This window comes from Streptomyces sp. NPDC052012 (assembly GCF_040689265.1).
Taxonomy (GTDB): Bacteria; Actinomycetota; Actinomycetes; order Streptomycetales; family Streptomycetaceae; genus Streptomyces.
The window spans coordinates 7,033-29,030 of the sequence record NZ_JBFAXA010000043.1; the positions used below are offsets into that span (position 1 = coordinate 7,033).

Genomic DNA, 21,998 nt, shown 5'->3' on the forward strand with positions numbered 1-21,998 from the left:
CCCCCTGTCACGCTTCGCCGAACTCGGCGTCGATCATCTGGAAGACCTCGTCCATGGATTGGGCCGCTTCAATGCGCTCGGCCGCGGTCTCCGCTTCGCCGTCGTCGGTGACGGTGGAGAGCAGGCGGCGAAGGCGCTCGGCCACTTGGCGCCGTTCGGTGTCGGCGATCGCGGCAAGCATGTCTTCCAGCTTTTTCAGTTCCTTCTCGATCGGTGGTTCGGTGGCCGCCGCACCCTCACCGAGTTCGGCGAGCAGCAGGCGGGCGATCTCCGCGGGCGTGGGATGGTCGAAGACGAGCGTGGCGGGCAGGCGCAGGCCGGTGGCCTGGGTGAGCCGGTTGCGCAGGTCGACGGCGCCGAGCGAGTCGAAGCCCATCTCCTGGAAGGCACGGTCCGGCTCGACGGCCGCGGCCGAGGCGTGTCCGAGGACGGCCGCCACCTGGGTGCGCACGAGGTCGAGGACGATGTGCTCCCGGTCGCCCGCGGCGGCTCCGGCCAGTTGGTCACGCAGCGACACGGTGGGGGCGTCCGCCCGCCGGGCCGCGACCGGCGCCAGCTCGCGCAGCACGGTCGGGATGGTGCCGGCCCGGGCCTGCGCCCTGAGCACGGCCCGGTCCAGCAGGACCGGCGCCAGCAGCGCGGCGTCCGAGGCGAGCGCCTGGTCGAACAGTGCCAGCCCCAGCTCGGCCGTGAGTGCCTTGGAGCCCATCCGCTCCAGGCGGGCCCGTTCGTTCCGGCCCAGTTGCGCCGCCATGCCGGCGGCGTCGTCCCACAGGCCCCAGGCGAGCGACGTCGCGGGCAGTCCCGCGGCCCGCCGGGACGCCGCGAGGGCGTCGAGCGCGGCATTGGCGGCCGCGTAGTTGCCCTGCCCCGGACTGCCGATCAACGCGGCCACCGAGGAGAACACGACGAACGCCGAGAGACCGGCGTCGGCCGTCAGCTCGTGCAGATGCCAGGCCGCGTCCACCTTCGGCCGCATCACCCGCTCGATGTGCTCGGGCGTCAGCGAGTCGATCACCCCGTCGTCGAGGACACCGGCCGCGTGCACCACCGCCGTCAGCGGACGCTCGACTTGGCGCAGTACGGCGGCCAGTTGCTCCCGGTCGGACACGTCGCACGCGGCGACCTGTGCGTCACAGCCGAGGTCGCGGAGTTCCGCCACCAGCTCGGCGGCGCCGTCGGCCGCCGGGCCGCGCCGGCTGAGCAGCAGCAGGTGCCGTACGCCGTGCGTGGCGGCCAGGTGACGGGCGAACACCGCGCCCAGACCACCCGTACCACCCGTGATCACAACGGTGCCGTCCGGGTCGAAGCCGGTCACCTCGTCACCCGCAGGGGCCGTCCGCTTCAGCCTCGGAGCGAGCAACCGCCCCGCACGCACCGCCAGTTGCGGCTCATCGACGGCCAGCACCGCACCCCAGTCCGGCTCGTCACCGTCGACATCCACCAGGACGAACCGCCCCGGATGCTCCGACTGCGCACTGCGCACCAGACCCCACACCGCCGCCTGCCCGGCATCGGCGGCTTCGCCGTCCCGCGTGGACACCGCGCCCCGCGTAACGACGACCAGCCGGGCCCCGGTCAGCCGCTCACTGGCCAGCCAGCGCTGCACGAGCTCCAGAGCCTCACCGGCGACCGACCGGGCCGCGTCGGGCCCGTCCCCGGCCCGGCCGCCGACCTCGGCCAGCACCGCCTCGGGCGGGGTCGTCCCGTCGGCCAGGGCCTTCTCCAGCGCCGCCGGATCGGCGAACCGGTCCACCGCCCCGCCGAACCCGCCGATCGCCGCGAGGGCGACGGGGCGTGCGGTGGCAGCGGCCGGCGCCGGCACCCAGGCCACCTCGTACAGGTGCCGTTCGCCGTCGCCCCGGGCGGCCTCCAGATGCGCCTGCTCCACCGGGCGGACGTCGAGCCGCCGCAGACAGGCCACCGGCAGACCGTCCTCACCCGCGATGTCGAGCTTCAGGGACATCGGGTCGGGCAGTGTGATCCTCACCCGGAGCCGGGTGAGACCGAAGCGTTCAAGCTGCACGCCGGACCAGGAGAACGGCAGCCCGCTGGGGTTCTCGTCCCCCATGTCGAGCCTGCCCAGCCCACCGTGCAGGGCGGAGTCGAACATCGCCGGGTGCAGGGCGAACCCGTCGGCCGGGCCGGCCTCCTCGGGCAGCGCCAGCTCGACGAGAACCTCGTCGTCCCGACGCCACGCGGACTGTACGGCGCGGAAGGCCGGACCGTAGTCGAAGCCCGCGTCGGTGAGATGGGCGTTCCGGTTGAGCAGCGTGTACAGCTCGGACACCGGGAGCGACTCGGCGTCGGCGGGCGGCCACGGCACCGGCAGCGGCTCCAGCGGCTGGGCCTTGGCGGAGAGCCAGCCACGGGCGTGGCAGGTCAGCTCGGTCACCATGTCCTCGCCCGCGTCGATCCGGGAGAAGAAGGCGATCTCCCGGCGACCGTCCTCACCGGCCGCGCCGACCGTGACGCGGATCTGCCGGGTCACGCCCTCCTCCAGGACCAGCGGCGCGGCGATGACCATCTCGTCCACGACCTCGCAGCCCAGCCGCCTGCCGATGGTCAGCGCCATCTCGCACATCGCGGTGCCGGGCACCAGCACGATCCCGAACACGGCGTGGTCGCGCGTCCACGGCTGCGTCTCCTGCGACATAGCACCGGTGAACACCCACTCGTCACGGTCACCCACCTGCACGGCCGCCGCCAGGATCGGATGCCGCATCCGGTCCATACCGGCGGCGGAGGCGTCACCGGGACCGGTCTTGCGGGAGAGCCAGAAGTTCTCGCGTTGGAAGGGGTAGGTGGGCAGGTCGACGCGCTGGGCTCCGGTGCCTTCGTAGTAGGCCGTCCAATCGACGGGGGCGCCGGTGATGTGGGCGCGGCCCAGGAAGGCGGCGAAGGTCTCCGACTCGCTGTGCCGGGCACGCAGGGCGGGAACGAAGGCAGCGGGTTCGGTGTCGTCGTCCAGGCACTGGCGGGCCATCGCGGTGAGCACCGCGTCCGGTCCCAGCTCCAGGAACCTGCGCACACCCAGCTCCCACAGGGTGCGGACACCGTCGGCGAAACGCACCGCCTGACGCACGTGACGCACCCAGTAGTCGGCGTCGAAGACGGTGACCGGCTCACCGGAGACGTTGGAGACGACCGGGATACGCGGCGTGGCGTAGGTCAACCGCTCGGCGACCGCGCGGAACTCGGCCAGCATCGGCTCCATACGCGGCGAGTGGAACGCGTGCGAGACCCTCAGCCGGGTCGTCTTACGCCCCTCCCACCGCGGCAGCCACTCGATGACCGCATCCTCGTCACCCGACACCACCACCGCCAGCGGCCCGTTGACCGCCGCGATCTCCAACCGGCCCTCGAACCCGGCCAGCGACTCGGCAACCTCAGCCTCACCGGCCTGGACGGCGACCATCGCCCCACCCGCCGGCAACGCACCCATCAACCGGCCCCGCGCCACGACCAGTTCCGCCGCATCCGCCAGCGACAGGACTCCGGCCACATGCGCGGCAGCGATCTCGCCGACCGAATGCCCGATGAGGTAGTCGGCGTGCAGCCCGAGGGATTCGGCGAGCCGGAACAGGGCGACTTCGACGGCGAACAGCGCCACCTGTGTGAACTCGGTCGAGTTCAGCACGTCGCCCTCGGCCGCGAGCAGCTCCCGCAGCGAACGCCCCAGCCGGGGATCGACCTCCGCGCACACCTCGGCGAGTGCCTGCTCGAACACGGGGAAGCTTGCGGCGAGTTCGAGTCCCATCCCGGGCCGCTGCGAGCCCTGACCGGTGAACAGAAACGCCGACTTCCCGCCGATCGCGGGCTCTTCGCTGGTGATCTCCGCCAGCCGCGCCAGCAGCTCATCCCGGTCCGACGCCACGACCACCGCACGCCGGTCCAGCAACGCCCGCGAAGTCACCAACGAATACGCCGTGTCCACCACCGACACCTCCGGGTCGGCAGCCACCCGCTCCCGCACCCGCACCGCCTGCGCCCGCAAAGCCGCATCCGACCGCGCCGACAACACCACCGGCACCGCACCAGCGGGACGCACCACCTCGACCGGCGCTTCCTCGGCCGGCGGCGCCTCCTCCACGATGATGTGCGCGTTCGTCCCGCTCACACCGAACGACGACACACCCGCCCGCCGCGGACGCCCACCGCCCGCACGCCACTCCCGCGCCTCCGTCAGCAGCCGGACCTCACCCGACTCCCAGTCCACATGCGGCGACGGCTCATCCACATGCAACGTCGGCGGCAGCACCCCATGCCGCATCGCCATCACCATCTTGATCACACCCGCCACACCGGCAGCAGCCGACGTATGACCGATGTTCGACTTGATGGAACCCAGCCACAGCGGATCGCCGTCCCGCTCACGGCCGTACGTCGCCAGCAGCGCCTGCGCCTCGATCGGGTCACCCAGCTTCGTACCGGTGCCGTGGCCCTCGACCGCATCCACAGCAGACGGCGACAACCCGGCGTTGGCGAGCGCCTGCCGGATCACCCGCTCCTGCGACGGACCGTTCGGCGCGGTCAGCCCATTGCTCGCACCATCCTGGTTCACCGCACTGCCCCGGATCAGACCCAGGATGCGGTGTCCCTTGCGCCGCGCGTCGGACAGCCGCTCCACCACGAGGACGCCCACACCGTCCGAGAAGCCCGTGCCGTCGGCCGACGCCGAGTACGCCTTGCAGCGCCCGTCCGGTGACACCGCCCGCTGACGGCTGAACTCGGTCAGGAGGTACGGCCCGGCCAGCAGGGTCACACCACCGACCAGAGCCAGCGAGCACTCACCGGAGCGCAGCGCCTGTGAGGCCAGATGCAGGGCGACGGCGGAGGAGGAGCAGGCGGTGTCCACGGACAGCGCGGGCCCCTCCAGGCCCAGCGTGTAAGCGATCCGGCCGGACACCACGCTCGTGGTGGTGCCGGTCAGCCGGTGGCCCTCGAGCTCGGCGGAGGCCATACCGCCGTAGTCGGTGGTCACGACGCCGGCGAACACTCCGGTGTCGCTGCCGCGCAGTGAGGTCGGGTCGATGCCCGCGTGTTCGAAGGCCTCCCAGGACGCCTCCAGGAGCATCCGCTGCTGCGGGTCCATCGCCAGCGCCTCGCGCGGGCTGATCCCGAAGAACTCCGCGTCGAACTCGCCGATGCGCTCCATGAACGCGCCGCCACGGGTATTGATCTTCCCGGGCTGGTCCGGATCGGGGTCGTAGAGGTCGGGGTCCCAGCCGCGGTCCGTGGGCAGTCCCCCGACGGCGTCGCGGCCTCCGGCCACCAGCTCCCACAGCTCCTCCGGCGAGGCCACTCCGCCCGGGTAGCGGCAGCTCATGCCGACGATGGCCAGCGGTTCGTCCGTCGTCGCCCGCTTCGGCCGTCCGGCGGGCTTCCTCGGGGCTTCTGCGATGCCACCGATCTCGGAGAGCAGGAGTCGTCCGACGGCGGCCGGGGTGGGGTGGTCGAAAATCAGTGTGGCGGGCAGGCGTACACCGGTGGCCTGGGTGAGCCGGTTGCGCAGTTCGACGGCGCTGAGCGAGTCGAACCCGAGCTCCTTGAAGGCCCGTTCGGTGTCGATCGCGGCGGCGGAGGTGTGGCCGAGGACGGACGCGACCTGCTCCCGCACCGCGTCCAGGACGAGGCGCTCCCGGTCGGCCTCCGCGACGCCGGCGAGCCGCTGGGCGAGCGAACCACCGGTGTCCGCACGCCGGGCGGGGACCGGTGCCAGGCCACGCAGCAGCGCGGGCAGCAGACCGGCCCTGGCCTGGGCACGCAGTGCGGGGGTCTCCAGCAGGACCGGCGCCAGCAGCGGGGCGTCCGAGGCGAGTGCCAGGTCGAAGAGCCCAAGGCCGAGTTCCTGGGACAGCGCGCCCACTCCGGTGCGCTCCAGGCGGGCCACGTCGGCCTCACCGAGCCCGCCCGCCATGCCGCCGCTGGTGTCCCACAGGCCCCATGCGAGCGACGTCGCGGGCAGTCCCGCGGCCCGCCGGGACGCCGCGAGGGCGTCGAGCGCGGCATTGGCGGCCGCGTAGTTGGCCTGCCCCGGACTGCCGATCAGCGCGGCCACCGAGGAGAACACGACGAACGCCGCCAGCTCCGCGTCCGCTGTCAACTCGTGCAGATGCCAGGCCGCGTCCACCTTCGGCCGCATCACCCGCTCGATGTGCCCGGGCGTCAGGGACTCGATCACCCCGTCGTCGAGGACACCGGCCGCGTGCACCACCGCCGTCACTGGGCGGTCCAACGACTCCAGAACAGCAGCGAGTTGGTCACGATCGGCCACGTCGCAGGCGACGGCCCGCGCCCGGGCGCCCAGCGTCTCCAGTTCCGCCACTAGCTCGGCGGCGCCGTCGGCCGCCGGGCCGCGCCGGCTGAGCAGCAGCAGGTGCCGTACGCCGTGCGTGGCGGCCAGGTGACGGGCGAACACCGCGCCCAGACCACCCGTACCACCCGTGATCACAACGGTGCCGTCCGGGTCGAAGCCGGTCACCTCGTCACCCGCAGGGGCCGTCCGCTTCAGCCTCGGAGCGAGCAACCGCCCCGCGCGCACCGCCAGTTGCGGCTCATCGACGGCCAGCACCGCACCCCAGTCCGGCTCGTCACCGTCGACATCCACCAGGACGAACCGCCCCGGATGCTCCGACTGCGCACTGCGCACCAGACCCCACACCGCCGCCTGAGATCCGTCGGCCGGCTCGTTCCCCACGGCGACCGCACCCCGGGTCGTGACCACCAGCCGGGCCTCGCCCAGCCACTCACTGGCCAGCCACCGCTGCACCAGTTCCAGAGCCTGGGCAGCGGTGCCGTGCACCGACTCCGGAGCGGCCTCGCCGGTGCCGGGCACGGTGGCGACGACCACGCTCGGCGAGGCTGTGCCTTCGGCGAGCGCCTGCTCCAAGGCGCCCAGGTCAGGGTGGGTCTCCCCCGCACCGATGCGGGCGATGTCGCGGCCCTCGGTGCTCGGCCCGGTCTCGATCGGCGTCCACTCCACGGCGTAGAGGGACTGCCGGGCGTCGCCGCGCGAGTTGTCGATGCGTTCCTGCTCCACGGGACGTACGACGAGGGAGCGCACGGACACCACGGGGGTTCCGTCCTCGTCCACGGCATCGAGGCGCAGCGAGGTGTCACCGGTCAGGGTGGAGCGGACCCGCAGGCGTGAGGCACCGGTGCGGTCGAGTCGCACACCGCTCCAGCTGAACGGCATGAGGTGCGCGGCCGCGTCACTTCCGGTTTCTCCGGTCAGGAGAACGACGCCGCTCTGCAGCGCGGAGTCGAAGAGGGCCGGGTGGACACCGAAGCCGTCGTGCCCTTCAGGCAGGGTCACCTCAGCGTAGGTGGCGTCACCGTCGCGCCACACGGCTTCGACGCCGTGGAAGAGGGGGCCGTAGTCGTAACCGAGCTCGGCGAGCCGCTGGTAGAGCTCGTCGACGGGCATCGCCTCGGCGTCCTGCGGCGGCCACTGCTCCGGCCAGTCGCCGAGGGGTGAGGGCTCGGTGCCGAGGGTGCCCCTGGCGTGACAGGTGGATTCGCTCTCGTCGGTGCCGTTCTCCGGCCGTGAGTAGATCGCCACGTCACGCCGGCCGTCGGGGCCGGACTCCCCGACGGTGACCTGGAGGTGCCGGGTCACGCCCTGCCGCATCAGCAACGGTGACTCGAGCACCAGCTCGTCGAGCACGGGGCTGCCCGTGTACCGGCCGGCGGTGAGCGCCAGCTCGACCAGCCCGGTGCCGGGCACGACCATGGTGCCGAGCAACAGATGTTCTTCCACCCACGGCTGCGTCTCGGTGGAGATGCTGCCGGTAAGCACCCATTCGTCACGCTCACCGACCTGCACGGCCGCCGCGAGGAGGGGGTGGTCGACGCCGATGAGTCCGGCGGCCGAGACGTCGCCGGGAGCGGTCCCGGGGGTGAGCCAGTAACGGTCACGCTGGAAGGGGTAGGTGGGCAGGTCGACGCGCTGGGCTCCGGTGCCTTCGTAGTAGGCCGTCCAGTCGACGGGGGCGCCGGTGATGTGGGCGCGGCCCAGGAAGGCGGCGAAGGTCTCCGACTCGCTGTGCCGGGCACGCAAGGCGGGAACGAACGCGGCCTCGGAGTCCTCGACACACTGGCGGGCCATCGCGGTGAGCACCGCGTCCGGACCCAGCTCCAGGAACCGGCGCACCCCCAGCTCCCACAGGGTGCGGACACCGTCGGCGAAACGCACCGCCTGACGCACGTGGCGGACCCAGTAGTCGGCGTCGAAGACGGTGACCGGCTCACCGGAGACGTTGGAGACGACGGGGATACGCGGCGTGGCGTAGGTCAGCCTTTCGGCGACCGCGCGGAACTCGGCCAGCATGGGCTCCATGCGGGGCGAGTGGAAGGCGTGCGAGACCCGCAGCCGGGTCGTCTTACGGCCCTCCCAGCGCGGCAGCCACTCCGTGACCGCCTCGTCGTCACCCGACACCACTACCGCCAGTGGCCCGTTGACCGCCGCGATCTCCAGCCGGCCCTCGAACCCGGCCAGCGACTCGGCGACCTCGGACTCCTCGGCCTGGACGGCGACCATCGCGCCACCCGCCGGCAGCGCACCCATCAACCGGCCCCGCGCCACGACCAGTTCCGCCGCATCCGCCAGCGACAGGACTCCGGCCACATGGGCGGCAGCGATCTCGCCGACCGAATGCCCGATGAGGTAGTCGGCGCGCAGCCCGAGCGATTCGGCGAGCCGGAACAGGGCGACCTCGACGGCGAACAGCGCCACCTGTGTGAACTCGGTCGAGTTCAGCACGTCGTCCTCGGCCGCGAGCAGGTCCCGCAGCGAACGCCCCAGCCGCGGATCGACCTCCGCACACACCTCCACCAGCGCCCGCTCGAATACCGGAAACGCAGCCGCCAGCTCCAGCCCCATCCCAGGCCGCTGCGAGCCCTGCCCCGTGAACAGGAACGCCGACTTCCCCGAGACGGCAGGCTCTCCGCTGGTGATCTCCGCCAGCCGCGCCAGCAGCTCGTCCCGGTCCGAGGCCACGACCACCGCACGCCAGTCCAGCAACGCCCGCGAAGTCACCAACGAATACGCCGTGTCCACCACCGACACGTCCGGGTCAGCGGCAACCCGCTCCCGCACCCGCACCGCCTGCGCCCGCAACGCCGCATCCGACCGCGCCGACAACACCACCGGCACCGCACCAGCGGGACGCACCACCTCGACCGGCGCTTCCTCGGCCGCTTCCTCCGCGGGTGCCTCCTCAAGAATCAGGTGCGCGTTCGTGCCACTCACGCCGAACGACGACACCGCTGCCCGCCGCGGACGCCCCTCCGGAGCTGACCACTCCCGCGCCTCCATCAGCAGCTCAACGCGACCCGACTCCCAGTCCACATGCGGCGACGGCTCCTCCACATGCAGCGTCGGCGGCAGCACCCCGTGCCGCATCGCCATCACCATCTTGATCACACCCGCCACGCCGGCAGCAGCCGACGTATGACCGATGTTCGACTTGATGGAACCCAGCCACAGCGGATCGCCGTCCCGCTCACGCCCGTACGTCGCCAGCAGCGCCTGCGCCTCGATCGGGTCACCCAGCTTGGTCCCCGTCCCGTGCCCCTCGACGGCGTCGACCTCCACGGGGCTCAGCCCCGCACTCGCCAGCGCCTGCCTGATCACCCGTTCCTGGGACGGACCGCTGGGCGCGGTGAGGCCGTTGCTCGCGCCGTCCTGGTTCACCGCACTGCCCCGGATCAGGCCGAGGATCCGGCGTCCGTTGCGCCGCGCGTCGGACAGCCGCTCCAGGACGAGCAGACCGATGCCGTCGGAGAAGCCGGTACCGTCCGCCGAGGCCGAGTACGCCTTGCAGCGGCCGTCGCGTGCCAGGCCGCGCTGGCGGCTGAACTCGACGAACAGGAAGGGTCCGGCGAGGACGGTGACGCCGCCGGCGAGCGCCAGCGAGCACTCGCCGGCGCGCAGGGCCTGGGAGGCCAGGTGGAGGGCGACGGCGGAGGCGGAGCAGGCGGTGTCGATGGTGACCGCGGGGCCCTCCAGGCCGAGGCTGTAGGCGACGCGGCCGGACATGACGCTGCTCTGTGTTCCGGTGACCCGGAAGCCTTCCAGCTCGGGCAGCGTGGACGGGCCGTAGTCGGAGGAGACGGTGCCGGCGAAGACTCCGGTGTCGCTGCCCCGCAGCGTGGTGGGGTCGATGCCGGCGTTCTCCAGGGCCTCCCAGGACGCCTCCAGCGTCAGCCGCTGGGTGGGGTCCATGGCGAGGGCCTCGCGGGGGCTGATGCCGAAGAAGTCGGCGTCGAAGGTGGTGGCGGTGTCGATGAACCCGCCTTCCCGGCCGTAGGCGCTGCCCGGGCGGTCCGGGTCGGGGTCGTAGAGCCGCTCCAGGTCCCAGCCGCGGTCGGTGGGGAACGGGCCCATGGCGTCGCCGCCGGAGGCCACCAGCTCCCACAGTTCCTCGGGCGAGTTCACCCCGCCGGGGTAGCGGCAGCTCATGCCGACGATCGCGATGGGTTCGACGTCGCGCTGTTCCAGCTCCCGCACCTTGCGGTTGGCGGTGCGCAGTTCGGCGGTCACGCGGCGCAGGTACGTCCGGAGTTTCTGCTCGTCGCCCGTGCGGTCCTCGCCCGTGCGGCCGTCACCCGTGCGGCCCTCGCCCACGCTGTCGTCACCCTTGCCGCGGCCATCGCCCCTGCGGTTGTCGCTCATCTGGTCGTCGCTCATGTCGTCGCCGTTCCTGGATCCGCTCCGGTCGTCGTGGGTGGTTCCGGTCATGCGGATCCGAGCTCCTTGTCGATCAGGTCGAACATGTCGCTGTCGGAGACGAAGTCGAGGTCGTCCTCGACGGTGTCGCCGTCGGTGTCGTCGTGGTCGGTGCCGGTGGAGGCGAGCAGCGTGCGCAGGCGGTTGCTGAGCGAGCGCAGGCGTTCCTCGGCGCCGGCCACCTGCTGTGCGTCGCCGGCCACGGCGATCAGGAACGCCTCGAGCCGCTGGAGTTCCTCGTCGAGGGGCGAGCGGCGCTGCTGTCCGGCGGTGGTGCCGCCGACCTCGGCGAGGACGAGCCGGGCGACCTCGACGGGGGTGGGGTGGTCGAAGACGAGCGTCGCGGGCAGCCGCAGGCCGGCCGCCTGGCTGAGCCGGTTGCGCAGCTCCACTGCTGCGAGGGAGTCGAAGCCGAGTTCCTTGAAGGCGCGTTCGGGGTCGACGGCGGCGGCGGAGGCGTGGCCGAGGACGGCGGCGGCCTGGTTGCGCACCAGGTCGAGCACGACCTGTTCGCGGTCGGCCTCGGGCACGCCGGCGAGCTGCCGTTGCAGTGACCGGGCGTTGTCGGCGCGGCGTGCGGGCGTGCGTACGAGGCCGCGCAGCAGGGCGGGCAGCAGGCCGGAGCGGGCCTGGTGGCGCAGGGCGCCGGGGTCGAGGCGGACGGGGGCGAGCAGGTCGGCTTCCGCGCCGAGGGCCTGGTCGAACAGGTCCAGTCCGAGGTCCCTGGAGATCGCGCCGATGCCGGAGCGTTCCATGCGGGCGAGGTCGGTGTCGTCCAGTTCGCCGGTCATGCCGGTGGAGTCGGCCCACAGGCCCCAGGCGAGGGAGAGGGCGGGCAGCCCGGTCGACCGGCGCAGCGCGGCGAGCGCGTCGACGGCTGCGTTGGCGGCGGCGTAGTTGGCCTGGCCGGCGTTGCCGAGCAGACCCGCCGCGGAGGAGAACAGCACGAACGCCGACAGGTCCCTGCGGGAGGTGAGTTCGTGCAGGTGCCAGGCCGCGTCGAGCTTCGGCCGCATGACGTGCCGTATCTGCTCGGGCGACAGGGACTCGATGACGCTGTCGGCGAGCACGCCGGCCGTGTGGAGGACGGCGGTGAGCGGCCGGTCGAGGGTGTCGAGCAGCGCGGCGAGCTGGTCGCGGTCGGCCACGTCGCAGGCGGCGACGCGGGCCTGCGCGCCGAGGGACTCGAGGTCGGCGACGAGTTCGGCGGCGCCGTCGGCGGCGGGGCCGCGCCGGCTGACCAGCAGCAGGTGGCGTGCGCCGTGCCGGGTGACGAGGTGGCGGGCGAACAGGGCGCCGAGGCCGCCGGTGCCGCCGGTGATGAGGACCGTGCCGTCGGGGTCGAGGGGCGCCGGTACGGTGAGGACGACCTTGCCGGTGTTGCGGCCCTCGCGCAGGTGGCGGAAGGCCTCGGCGCCGCGTCGTACGTCCCAGGCGCGGATCGGTGACGGGGTCAGCGTGCCGTGCGCGAAGAGGCGGGCGATCTCGACGAGCATCTGCTGGATGCGGTCGGGACCGGCTTCCAGCAGGTCGTAGGAGCGGTAGCGCACGCCGGGGTGCGTGCGGGCGACGGCCTCCGGGTCGCGCAGGTCGGTCTTGCCCATCTCGATGAAGCGGCCGCCGTCCGGCAGCAGTTCCAGGGACGCGTCGACGAACTCCCCCGCCAGGGAGTTCAGTACGACGTCCACGCCGCCGCCTTCGGTGGCCGTGTGGAGGGCGTCGCGGAATCCGAGGTCGCGGGAGGAGGCGATGCGTTCCGCCGGGACGCCCAGGGCGCGTACGGCGTCCCACTTGGCCGGGCTGGCGGTGGCGTAGACCTCGGCGCCGAAGTGGTGGGCGAGTTGCACGGCGGCCATGCCGACGCCTCCGGCGGCGGCGTGCACGAGGAGTTTCTCGCCGGCTTCGAGGCCGGCGAGGTCGACCAGGCCGTAGTAGGCCGTGAGGTAGACGACGGGGATGGCCGCCGCCTCGGTGAAGGTGAGGTGGTCCGGGATGCGGGTGACGGTCTTGCGGTCGGCGACGGCGACGGGGCCGAAGGCGTCCATCACCAGGCCGAACACCCGGTCGCCGGGCTGGAGGTCGGTGACGGCGGAGCCGACCTCCAGGACGACGCCGGCCGCCTCGCTGCCGAGGGGCGCGTCGCCGGGGTACATGCCGAGGGCGATGAGCACGTCGCGGAAGTTGAGCCCGGCGGCCCGTACGGAGACGCGGACCTCGCCGACGCCCAGCGGGCGGTCGCCGTCGGACGGCACGACGGCGAGGTTGTCCAGGGAGCCCTTCTGGGTGCTGGCGAGGCGCCACGTCCTGCCCTGCGGTTCGGCCGCCGCTCGGGCCAGCCGGGGGGCGAGCAGGGCACCGCCGCGCACGGCCAGCTGGGGTTCGTCCAGGTCGACGAGGGCGGTCCAGTCGGGCTGGGGGCCGCCGTCGGTGTCGACCAGGACGAAGCGGCCGGGATGCTCGGTCTGCGCGCTGCGCAGCAGTCCCCAGGCCGGTGCCTGGGCGGGGTCGACGGACTCGGCGCCGACGGCGACGGCGTCGCGGGTCACGGCGACCAGGGTGGCCGCGCCCAGCCATTCGCTGGCCAGCCACCGCTGGGCCAGGGCGAGGGTGTGCTCGGCGACGGTGTGCGCGGCGTGGGCGGGGTGGTCCGCGGCCGGGGTGTCGATGGCGGCGAGGACGACGTCGACGCCCGGTGCGCCTTCGGAGAGGGCGGTCTCCAGGGCGGACAGGTCGGCGTAGCGCTCGCCCGGCGCGTCCAGGTCACCGAGGACGGCGACGCGGGCCTGCGACGTGGTGCCGGTGACGGGCGCCCACTCCAGCCGGAACAGGGTGTTCTGCCCGTCCGTGGCGCCGGTGAGGGAGGCCGGGTCCACGGGGCGTACGGCGAGCCGGTCGACGGCGACGATCAGTTCACCGTTCTCGTCGGCGACGTCGATGCGGAAGGCGGACTCGCCGGCGGGGGCGACGCGCACGCGGGCCCGGTGGGAGGCGGGGCGTCCGTATCGCACCCCGGACCAGGAGAAGGGCAGGTCGGGGGCGGAACCGGCGTCCTTGTCCACCATGGTGGCGTGCAGCGCGGAGTCGAACAGTGCCGGGTGGACGGCGAAGCCGTCGACGACGGTGCTCTCCGGCAGGGCCACCTCGGCGTACACCTCGGAACCGCTGCGCCACACGGTCTGCACGCCCTGGAACAGGGGGCCGTAGTCGAGTCCGAGGTCGGCGAGCCGCTCGTAGAGGGCGTCGGCGGAGGTCTCGACGGCCGCGATCGGCGGCCAGTGGGCGGGGAAGGGGGTGCCGGGCGCGGCCTCGGGGGCGAGCCGTCCGCGGGCGTGCCGGACGACCTGCCGGGCGTCGTCGGACTCGGCCTGGGCCTCGGGCAGGGAGTGGATCGCGACGTCGCGGTGTCCCTCGTCGTCGGGTGCGCCGACGGTGACGCGGAGGTGGCGGGCGGAGCCCTCGTCGAGGGTCAGCGGTGCCTCGAGGATCAGTTCGTCGAGGAGTTCGCAGCCCACGTGGCCGGCCGCGGCGAGGACGAGTTCGACGAGCGCGGTGCCGGGTACGACCACGGTGCCCAGCACCACGTGGTCGCGGATCCACGGCTGGTCGTCGGTGGCCAGGCGTGCGGTGAAGACCCACTCGTCGCGTTCGCCGAGCCGCACGGCCGCCGCGAGGACCGGGTGCCGGGTGCGGTCGAGTCCGGCCGCGGTGACGTCGCCGCCCTGTGCCTTGGGCGTCAGCCAGTACTTCTCCCGCTGGAAGGCGTAGGTGGGCAGGTCGACGCGCCGGGCGCCGGAGTCCGCGTACACCGCCTCCCAGTCGATCCTCACGCCGGCGGCGTGCGCCTGGCCGAGGGAGAGCAGGAACCGGGCCGGTCCGCCCTCGTCGCGGCGCAGCGAGCCGACCACCGCGACCCGGCCGGCCGCGTCCTGCGCCTCGACGGACTCGTCGACCGCCATCGTCAGCACCGGGTGGGGCGACACCTCGACGAAGCAGCCCATGCCCTTGTCGACGAGGGCGCGGATGGCCGGCTCGAAGCCGACCTGCCCGCGCAGGTTGCGGTACCAGTAACCGGCGTCCAGCGACGCCGTGTCCAGGAAACCGCCCGTGACGGTCGAGTAGAACGGCACACTGCCCGACACGGGCTCCACCGGAGCCAGGGCCGCCAGCAGATCCGCCTCGATCGCCTCGACGTGCGCGGTGTGCGACGCGTAGTCCACCCTCACCCGGCGGGCACGGACACCCTCGCGCTCACAGACCGCCAGCACCTCGTCCAACGCGTCTGCGTCACCAGCGACGATCACGGCCGCCGGACCATTGACCGCCGCGACCGACACCCGGCCCCCGAACGGGCCGATCAGCTCCTCGGCCCGCTCCACCGGCAGCGCGACCGACATCATCCCGCCCAGCCCGGCCAGCCGGTCCCGCACCAACTGACTGCGCACCGCCACGACCCGCGCCGCATCCCGCAGCGACAGACCACCGGCCACATACGCCGCGGCGATCTCACCCTGCGAGTGACCCACGACCGCCGACGGCTCCACCCCGTACGACCGCCACAACGCCGCCAGACCCACCATCACCGCGAACAGCGCCGGCTGCACCACATCGACCCGGTCCAGGGAGGGCGCACCGGGCGCGGAACGCAGGACGTCCTCCAGACCCCAGTCGACGAACTCGCCCAGCGCCTGTCCACACGCGGCGATCTCCGCCGCGAACACCGGCGCGCTGTCGAGGAGGTCCACCGCCATACCGACCCACTGCGCCCCCTGCCCCGGGAACACGAACACCGGCTTCACGGCCGAGCCGACGACCGGGCTCTCGGCGATGTTCGCGGCCGGCTCGGCGGTGCTCAGGTTGCTCAGGCCGGTCAGCAGGGCGCCCCGGTCGGCGGCGACGATCACGGCTCGGCGTTCGAGGTGGGCGCGGCTGGTCGCCTGGGCGTAGCCGATGTCGAGGTGGTCGAGTTCCGGCCGGCGGATCATGTGGGCGCGCAGGCGGTCGGCCATGTCGCGCAGGGCGGCGTCGCTGCGGGCGGACAGCGGAAGGAGCACCGGGGGCCGGGGGCCGGTGCCGGAGTCCCCGGCCGGCCGGTTCGGGGTGTGCGCCGGGGCTGCGTCCTGCTGGGGGGCTTCCTCCAGGATGACGTGGGCGTTGGTGCCGCTCACGCCGAAGGAGGACACCCCGGCCCGGCGGATCCGTTCACCCGCGGGCCAGGGGCGGGCCTCGGTCAGCAGCTCGACTTCGCCCGAGGCCCAGTCGACGTGCGGGGACGGAGCGTCGACGTGCAGGGTGGGCGGCAGGGTCTCGTGGCGCATCGCCATGACCATCTTGATGACGCCCGCCACGCCGGCGGCGGCCTGGGTGTGGCCGAAGTTCGACTTGATCGAGCCGAGGTACAGCGGGCCGCCCCGGCGGTTCTGGCCGTAGGTGGCGAGCAGTGCCTCGGCCTCGATCGGGTCGCCGAGCGGGGTTCCCGTGCCGTGGCCCTCGACGGCGTCCACGTCGGCCGGGGACAGCCCGGCGCTGGCGAGGGCCTGCCGGATCACCCGCTCCTGGGAGGGGCCGTTGGGCGCGGTCAGGCCGTTGCTCGCGCCGTCCTGATTGACGGCCGTGCCGCGGATCAGGCCGAGGATGCGGCGCCCGTTGCGGCGGGCGTCGGAGAGCCGTTCCAGGACGAGCAGGCCCATGCCCTCGGCCCAGCCGACGCCGTCGGCTGCCGCCGCGTACGCCTTGCAGCGCCCGTCGGGGGACAGTGCGCGCTGGCGGCTGAACTCGACGAAGGCGAGGGGGCGGGCGAGGGTCGTGGCTCCGCCGACGACGGCGAGCGAGCACTCCTTGGCGCGCAGGGACTTGGCGGCGACGTCGATGGCCACGAGGGAGGACGAGCAGACGGTGTCGACCGTGACGGCGGGCCCTTCGAACCCGAAGGTGTAGCTGATGCGGCCGGAGGCCACGCTGGGCGAGGAGGCGATGGAGAGGTAGCCCTCGATCTCCGGTCGCCGGTCGCTCTGGCTGGCGACGAACTGGTAGTCGGAGAACATCAGCCCGCAGAAGACGCCGGTGTCGCTGCCCTTGAGCGTCAGGGGGTCGATGCCCGCGTCCTCGAGGGCCTCCCAGGCGCCTTCGAGGAGCAGGCGCTGCTGCGGGTCCATGGCCAGGGCCTCGCGCGGGCTGATGCCGAAGAACTCCGCGTCGAACTCGGCCATGCCGTCGAGGAATCCGCCGTGCCGGGTGTAGGCGGTGCCGGGATGGTCGGGGTCGGGGTCGTAGAGGTTGTCCAGGTCCCAGCCGCGGTCGTCGGGGAACTCGGAGAGTCCCGTGCGTCCCTCGGCGACGAGTGACCACAGGCTGTCCGGTGAGGTCACACCGCCCGGGTAGCGGCAGCTCATGCCCACGATCGCCAAGGGCTCGCCGGCCTGGTCGAGCAGCTGCTGGTTCTGCCGCCGCAGCCGCTCGGTCTCCTTCAGCGACTTGCGCAGGGCTCCGACGACGTCGTGCTTCTCGAGGGCCATGCTTTTCCCCCACCTTCGGGCTCATGTCCAACCATGTGGTCGCTGTTTCTGATCCCGCGGTGGCTCGCCTGGATACAGCTAGCGAGAAAGACTTTCGGCGTTTTCCACACAGTGGTCGACGGCGGCGACGAGGCGTTCCGCGTTGTCGGTGAAGAAGAAGTGGCCGCCGTCGTGGGCGTCCAGCGTGAACTCGCCGGTGGTGCTGAGCCTCCACTGGTCCGCTTCGGGTTCGTTCACCTTGGGATCGGCTTTTCCGATGTGGACGTGGATCGGCGCGGAGATCCGTGTTCCGGGGGCGGCGCGGTAGGTTTCCGCGAGCCGGTAATCGGCGCGCATGGGCGGCAGCACGAGGTCGAGGATCTCGTCGTCCTGCAGCAGCTCGTGGCCCATGCCGCCGAGCAGCTCCATTTCGCGCAGGAAGGCGTCCTGGCCCTTGAGGTGGGTGCCTTCGTCCTTGCGGAGGGTGGGTGCGACGCGGCCGCAGGCGAAGAGGGACAGCGGGGGGTTTCCCAGGGATTCGAGGCGGAAGGCCACTTCGAAGGCGACGAGCGCGCCCATGCTGTTTCCCAGGAGGACGACCGGCAGGTCGTTCCATTCGGCGAGGTGTCCGGCGATCTCGTCGGCGAGTTCCGGGATGCTGTTGCGGAAGGGTTCCCTGCGGCGGTCCTGCCGGCCGGGGTACTGGACGCCGTAGACGTCCAGGTCGGTGAATGCGCGGGCGAACCGGAAGTAGAAGTTCGCCGAACCGCCGGCGTGGGGGAAGCAGATCAGTCTGGCTTTGGGGTGGTCCGTGGTGCCGAGCCTGCGGATCCACAGGTCGAATTCTTCTTGTGTGGTCATGTCCTACCTCTCCGCCGGGGCGGACGGCGGTCCGCCCCGGGTCGGGAATGCGCTGCCGTACGGGAAAGCGGGCGCGCGGCGGCCGTGAGGCCGTGGAGCCGCGGCGCGCCTCGGGCGGCGGCCGGTCTCAGCGAATGTCGTCCACGGTCTGCAGGGCCGGTTCCTCGGCCTCCTGGTCCGCCGGCCGCTGTGGGAAGGCGACGAACAGGACGGAGGCGATCGCGCCGAGCAGCAGGAAGGCGGCCGGCAGGAGGCCCGTCTGGCTGAGGGCGGTGCTGTAGGGCTCGTGCACCGCGCTGGGCACCGCGGACGCGCTGCCCTCGAAGTGGGCCCCGCCGCCCGCGATGCCCGGCAGGTGGGCCTCGATGCGGTTGGCGAACAGCGCTCCGACAGCGGCGCTGCCGAGGACGGCGCCCAACTGGCGGTTGGTGTTGTAGATGCCGGAGCCGGCACCGGACTGGTGCACGGGGAGGTTGCGGGTGGCGATGGCGCCCAGGGGACCCCAGGCCATGCCGTTGGCGACGCCGGTGACGGCGGCCGTGACGCAGAACATCCACAGCGGGGAATCCGGCTCCCGCATCAGCACGCTGTAGGCGACGATCGTGAGGGCGAACAGTATGAAACCGATGGTCGTGAAGGTGCGCGGGTGGGATTTGTCGGAGAGTTTGCCGATGACCGGCGAGAAGACTCCGGTGAGGATGGCGAGCGGGGCGAAGACCAGTGCCGACTCCATGGAGGAAAGGCCTTGAACGCCCTGCAGATAGAAATAGGAGGGCACGGTCATCGCGGTCACCGCGGCACCCATGGCGGCGATGCCGATGTTCGCCAGCGCGAAGTTGCGGTCGCGGAACAGGCTGAGGAGCAGGAGGGGTTCGCCCTTGCTGCGGGCCTGGGTGACGACGAACAGGGCGAGCACGGCCAGCCCCGCGGCGATGGTCAGCCAGATGCCGGCCGACCAGTCCTTGTTGTTGCCCTCCTGCAGTCCGTAGACGAGCAGGAACATGCCTCCGCAGGACAGCAGGATGCCGAGCGGGTCGACGGCCTGGCGTTTGGTCGGCAGGGACGGCAGCAGCTTCAGCGCCAGGACGAGGGCGATGACGCCGATCGGCAGATTGATCAGGAAGATCCACTCCCAGCCGGCCGAGTCGACCAGCAGACCGCCGACGACGGGGCCGAGCAGCATGGAGACACCGGCGGATCCGCCCCACACGCCCATGGCGGCTCCGCGCTTCTCGGCGGGGAAGATCTGGGTGATCATCGCCATCGTCTGGGGTGTCATCAGCGCGGCACCGAGGCCCTGGACGGCGCGCGCCGCGATGAGCATCTCGATGCTCTGCGCCATGCCGCACCACAGCGAGGCGAGCGTGAACACGACCAGGCCGGCCACGTAGACGTTCTTCGCGCCGAAGCGGTCCCCGAGCCGGCCGGTGAACAGCAGGGGTGCCGCATAGGTGAGCAGGTAGGCGCTGGTCACCCAGATGACTTCGGAGACACCGGCCTCCAGCCCCTCCATGATCACGGGGTTGGCGACCGCCACCACGGTCATGTCCAGCACGATGAGGGAGAACCCCACGATCAGCGCCCCTAGGGCCGACCATGGGTTGCGTTCAGCGGCCACGGGATTCCTTCCCGACGATTGCGACGGACGGGACCGCTGCGTGCTCCCGCCAGAGCAGGGCGTGTCCCTTTGCCATGTCCATGGATCCGGCCGCATCCGCTCGGGATACAAGGGGGCCGCGTTTCCCCGTGGATTGTGGCGAGGGTCACATCATCGGTAGGGCGGTCGTGGGCCGCCGGCCGTCAGGAGAGGTGCGCCGCCGTGCCCTTCGCGACGACGGGCGTCGGCTCCTCGGCGGGCGCGGACTCGGCACTCGGCTCCTGGACGTCGTCGGTCACGAACGCAAAGAGCGCCTTGGCGCGGTCCAGCGTGCCGGGTGACGGCTGTCCGACAGCGCCGGCGAGCCTGGCCAGCGTTTCGTCGTCCGATTCCGCCGCGTTTTCCTTGCCCGATTCGTTCATGCCACCCACCTTTCGCCGTTAGATCGCCAGTAAATGGAGACCTAGGCTATACGTGGATTTAACACAGGGCAATACCGAGTACTCGTGCGCCACTTGAGCACAAGCAGAGCCGGCGCCCTGCCCCGCGTGGAACCCGCGGGGCAGGGCGCCGGCCATGTCCTTCTCACCGCGGCGCGCGGGCCGGCGGTGTCCGGCGGATCAGCGCTGGTCCAGCGCGAACGTCCGCAGACCGGAGCGCGTGATCGCCTTGAGCAGGTCGGCCGACCGCTCCGACCGCTCCGTCTCCTGCTGCAGCAGCTTCCTCAAGTGGGCAAGGCACCGGGAGCGGTTGGGGCCGATGGAGCCCCGCGGCACGCCCAGGGTGGCGCTGATCTCGTCGTAGGACATCGGCGGGTCGGTCACCAGCAGGCCGAGCAGCGCCTGGCACTTCGGCGAGAGCGCACAGTACGCGAGCAGCACCTCGTCGTCGCGCTCCTTGGCGAGCGCCCGCTCCTCCGGGTGGTTCTCCGACGGCTCGGAGCGGTCGAAGATCGGTGAGTCGCCGACGGGCACGCTGCGCCCGGACTTCTCGATGAGCTTGAGGCTCTCCCGGCGGGCCGAGACCGCGATCCACTGGGCCAGCTTCTCGGGATCGCGGAGCTTGCCGAGGTGCTGGATGACCCTCATCCAGGTGGTCTGGCTGACGTCCTCACTGTCGGCCGCGCTCAGCCGGTGGCCCCGGGCGATCGCCCATATCAGTGGTGTGTAGCGCTCTACGATGCGGTTCCAACTGTCCTGATTTCCGGCTATACAGTCGTCTACGAGCTCATTGAGCGTAGGCGTAAGCACATGTCCCCCGTATTTCGATTTCCCGGCAGAAACGCCCAGGACCGAGCCCGACCGCAGCGCTTCCCGGATTCAGGTGACGCAGCCGGACCCGTGGTGGTTCCCCCGTTGCTTACCTGTTCGTTCATCGAACTTGCGAACCAGCCGACCTCGCGAAGAAGTATGTCGAAGAGTCCGGATCCAGTCAAAGGATCCCCGCCAACGCCCCAGTGGCCTACTGGAGTTCAGCAGCCGACGGCAACAGCCGGCCACACGGGCCGAATACGCCCGCGACCTGCCGCTCCCGCTCCGCACCGGGGAGGAATTCCGCATTCCGCAAAGCCGCGATGCGGTCTTCCTCACAGAGTCATGACCGGTTCATTTCATCATTCAACCAAGTCAAAGCTGACGAAGATTCAACTCTCCGCACTTGTTCAATCTTGTACTGCACCGAGCTTGTTTCCCGACAAGTAACTACGCGGAAATATGTCGGATCCCGGACAGCAGTTGACTGGCACGATCGCCGCCTTCTATTGTCCATTCGCGGAACTATTTCCTGTACGGAATTGCGGAGCACCGAATTCCACAGGCGCCGGCCGGTGAAGAAATTCCTGCTCACGGTCGCCAGGGCCCCCCGCCCCCCTCACCCCCACCGAGTGCCGCCCGCCATCTTCTGCGGCACACAGCACTCTTCGCTGCTCGGCTTCAGGCAGGCCGGGACACAGACACCGAGATCATCCAACGGAGGAACATCCATGGAGGCGAGGCACCATGGCGCGCAACTCTGAGTCGGGAATTCCCGTCGCACCGGTCTACGGTCCGGAGATGCTCCAGGGCTGGGACCCGGCACGGAAGCTGGGCGAGCCGGGGGCGTACCCGTTCACACGGGGCGTGTACCCGTCGATGTACACCGGCCGTCCGTGGACGATGCGGCAGTACGCCGGCTTCGGTACGGCGGCGGAGTCCAACGCCCGGTACAAGCAGCTGATCGCCAACGGCACGACGGGGTTGTCGGTGGCGTTCGATCTGCCCACGCAGATGGGGCATGACTCCGATGCGCCGATCGCGCACGGTGAGGTCGGCAAGGTGGG

The 21,998-nt window shown here is 71.8% G+C and carries 7 protein-coding genes; 1 reads left to right on the plus strand and 6 read right to left on the minus strand.

Annotated elements, in window-relative coordinates; all coding sequences use genetic code 11:
- Positions 1-7: 7 nt before the first annotated feature.
- The 6 genes from AB0412_RS35280 to AB0412_RS35305 form a co-directional block, all read right to left on the minus strand.
- A complete protein-coding gene (locus tag AB0412_RS35280; RefSeq protein ID WP_366406710.1) occupies positions 8-10,744 on the minus strand; it encodes an SDR family NAD(P)-dependent oxidoreductase in 10,737 nt (3,578 codons plus the stop codon).
- The gene (locus AB0412_RS35285; RefSeq protein WP_366406711.1) at positions 10,741-17,244 is read right to left on the minus strand and encodes an SDR family NAD(P)-dependent oxidoreductase; all 6,504 of its coding nucleotides are present in this window, start codon (positions 17,242-17,244) and stop codon (positions 10,741-10,743) included. Before AB0412_RS35285 ends, AB0412_RS35280 begins: the two co-directional genes overlap by 4 nt.
- A 78-nt stretch (positions 17,245-17,322) precedes the next feature.
- On the minus strand, positions 17,323-18,084 hold the full coding sequence (locus AB0412_RS35290; protein WP_366406712.1) for an alpha/beta fold hydrolase: 762 nt from the start codon (positions 18,082-18,084) through the stop codon (positions 17,323-17,325).
- 127 nt (positions 18,085-18,211) lie between these two features.
- Entirely contained in the window at positions 18,212-19,702 is a 1,491-nt protein-coding gene (locus tag AB0412_RS35295) for a DHA2 family efflux MFS transporter permease subunit (protein ID WP_366406713.1), read from the minus strand.
- A 182-nt stretch (positions 19,703-19,884) separates the two neighbouring features.
- Positions 19,885-20,103: a hypothetical protein gene (locus AB0412_RS35300; protein ID WP_366406714.1), complete on the minus strand. Its 219-nt coding sequence runs from the start codon at positions 20,101-20,103 to the stop codon at positions 19,885-19,887.
- A gap of 198 nt (positions 20,104-20,301) precedes the next feature.
- Complete coding sequence (locus AB0412_RS35305; protein ID WP_366406715.1) at positions 20,302-20,931, minus strand: sigma-70 family RNA polymerase sigma factor; 630 nt, start codon at positions 20,929-20,931, stop codon at positions 20,302-20,304.
- Positions 20,932-21,678: 747 nt separating this feature from the next.
- Here AB0412_RS35305 and AB0412_RS35310 point away from each other — a divergent pair.
- Positions 21,679-21,998: methylmalonyl-CoA mutase family protein (locus AB0412_RS35310; protein ID WP_366406716.1), on the plus strand; the 320-nt coding region annotated here is incomplete at its 3' end.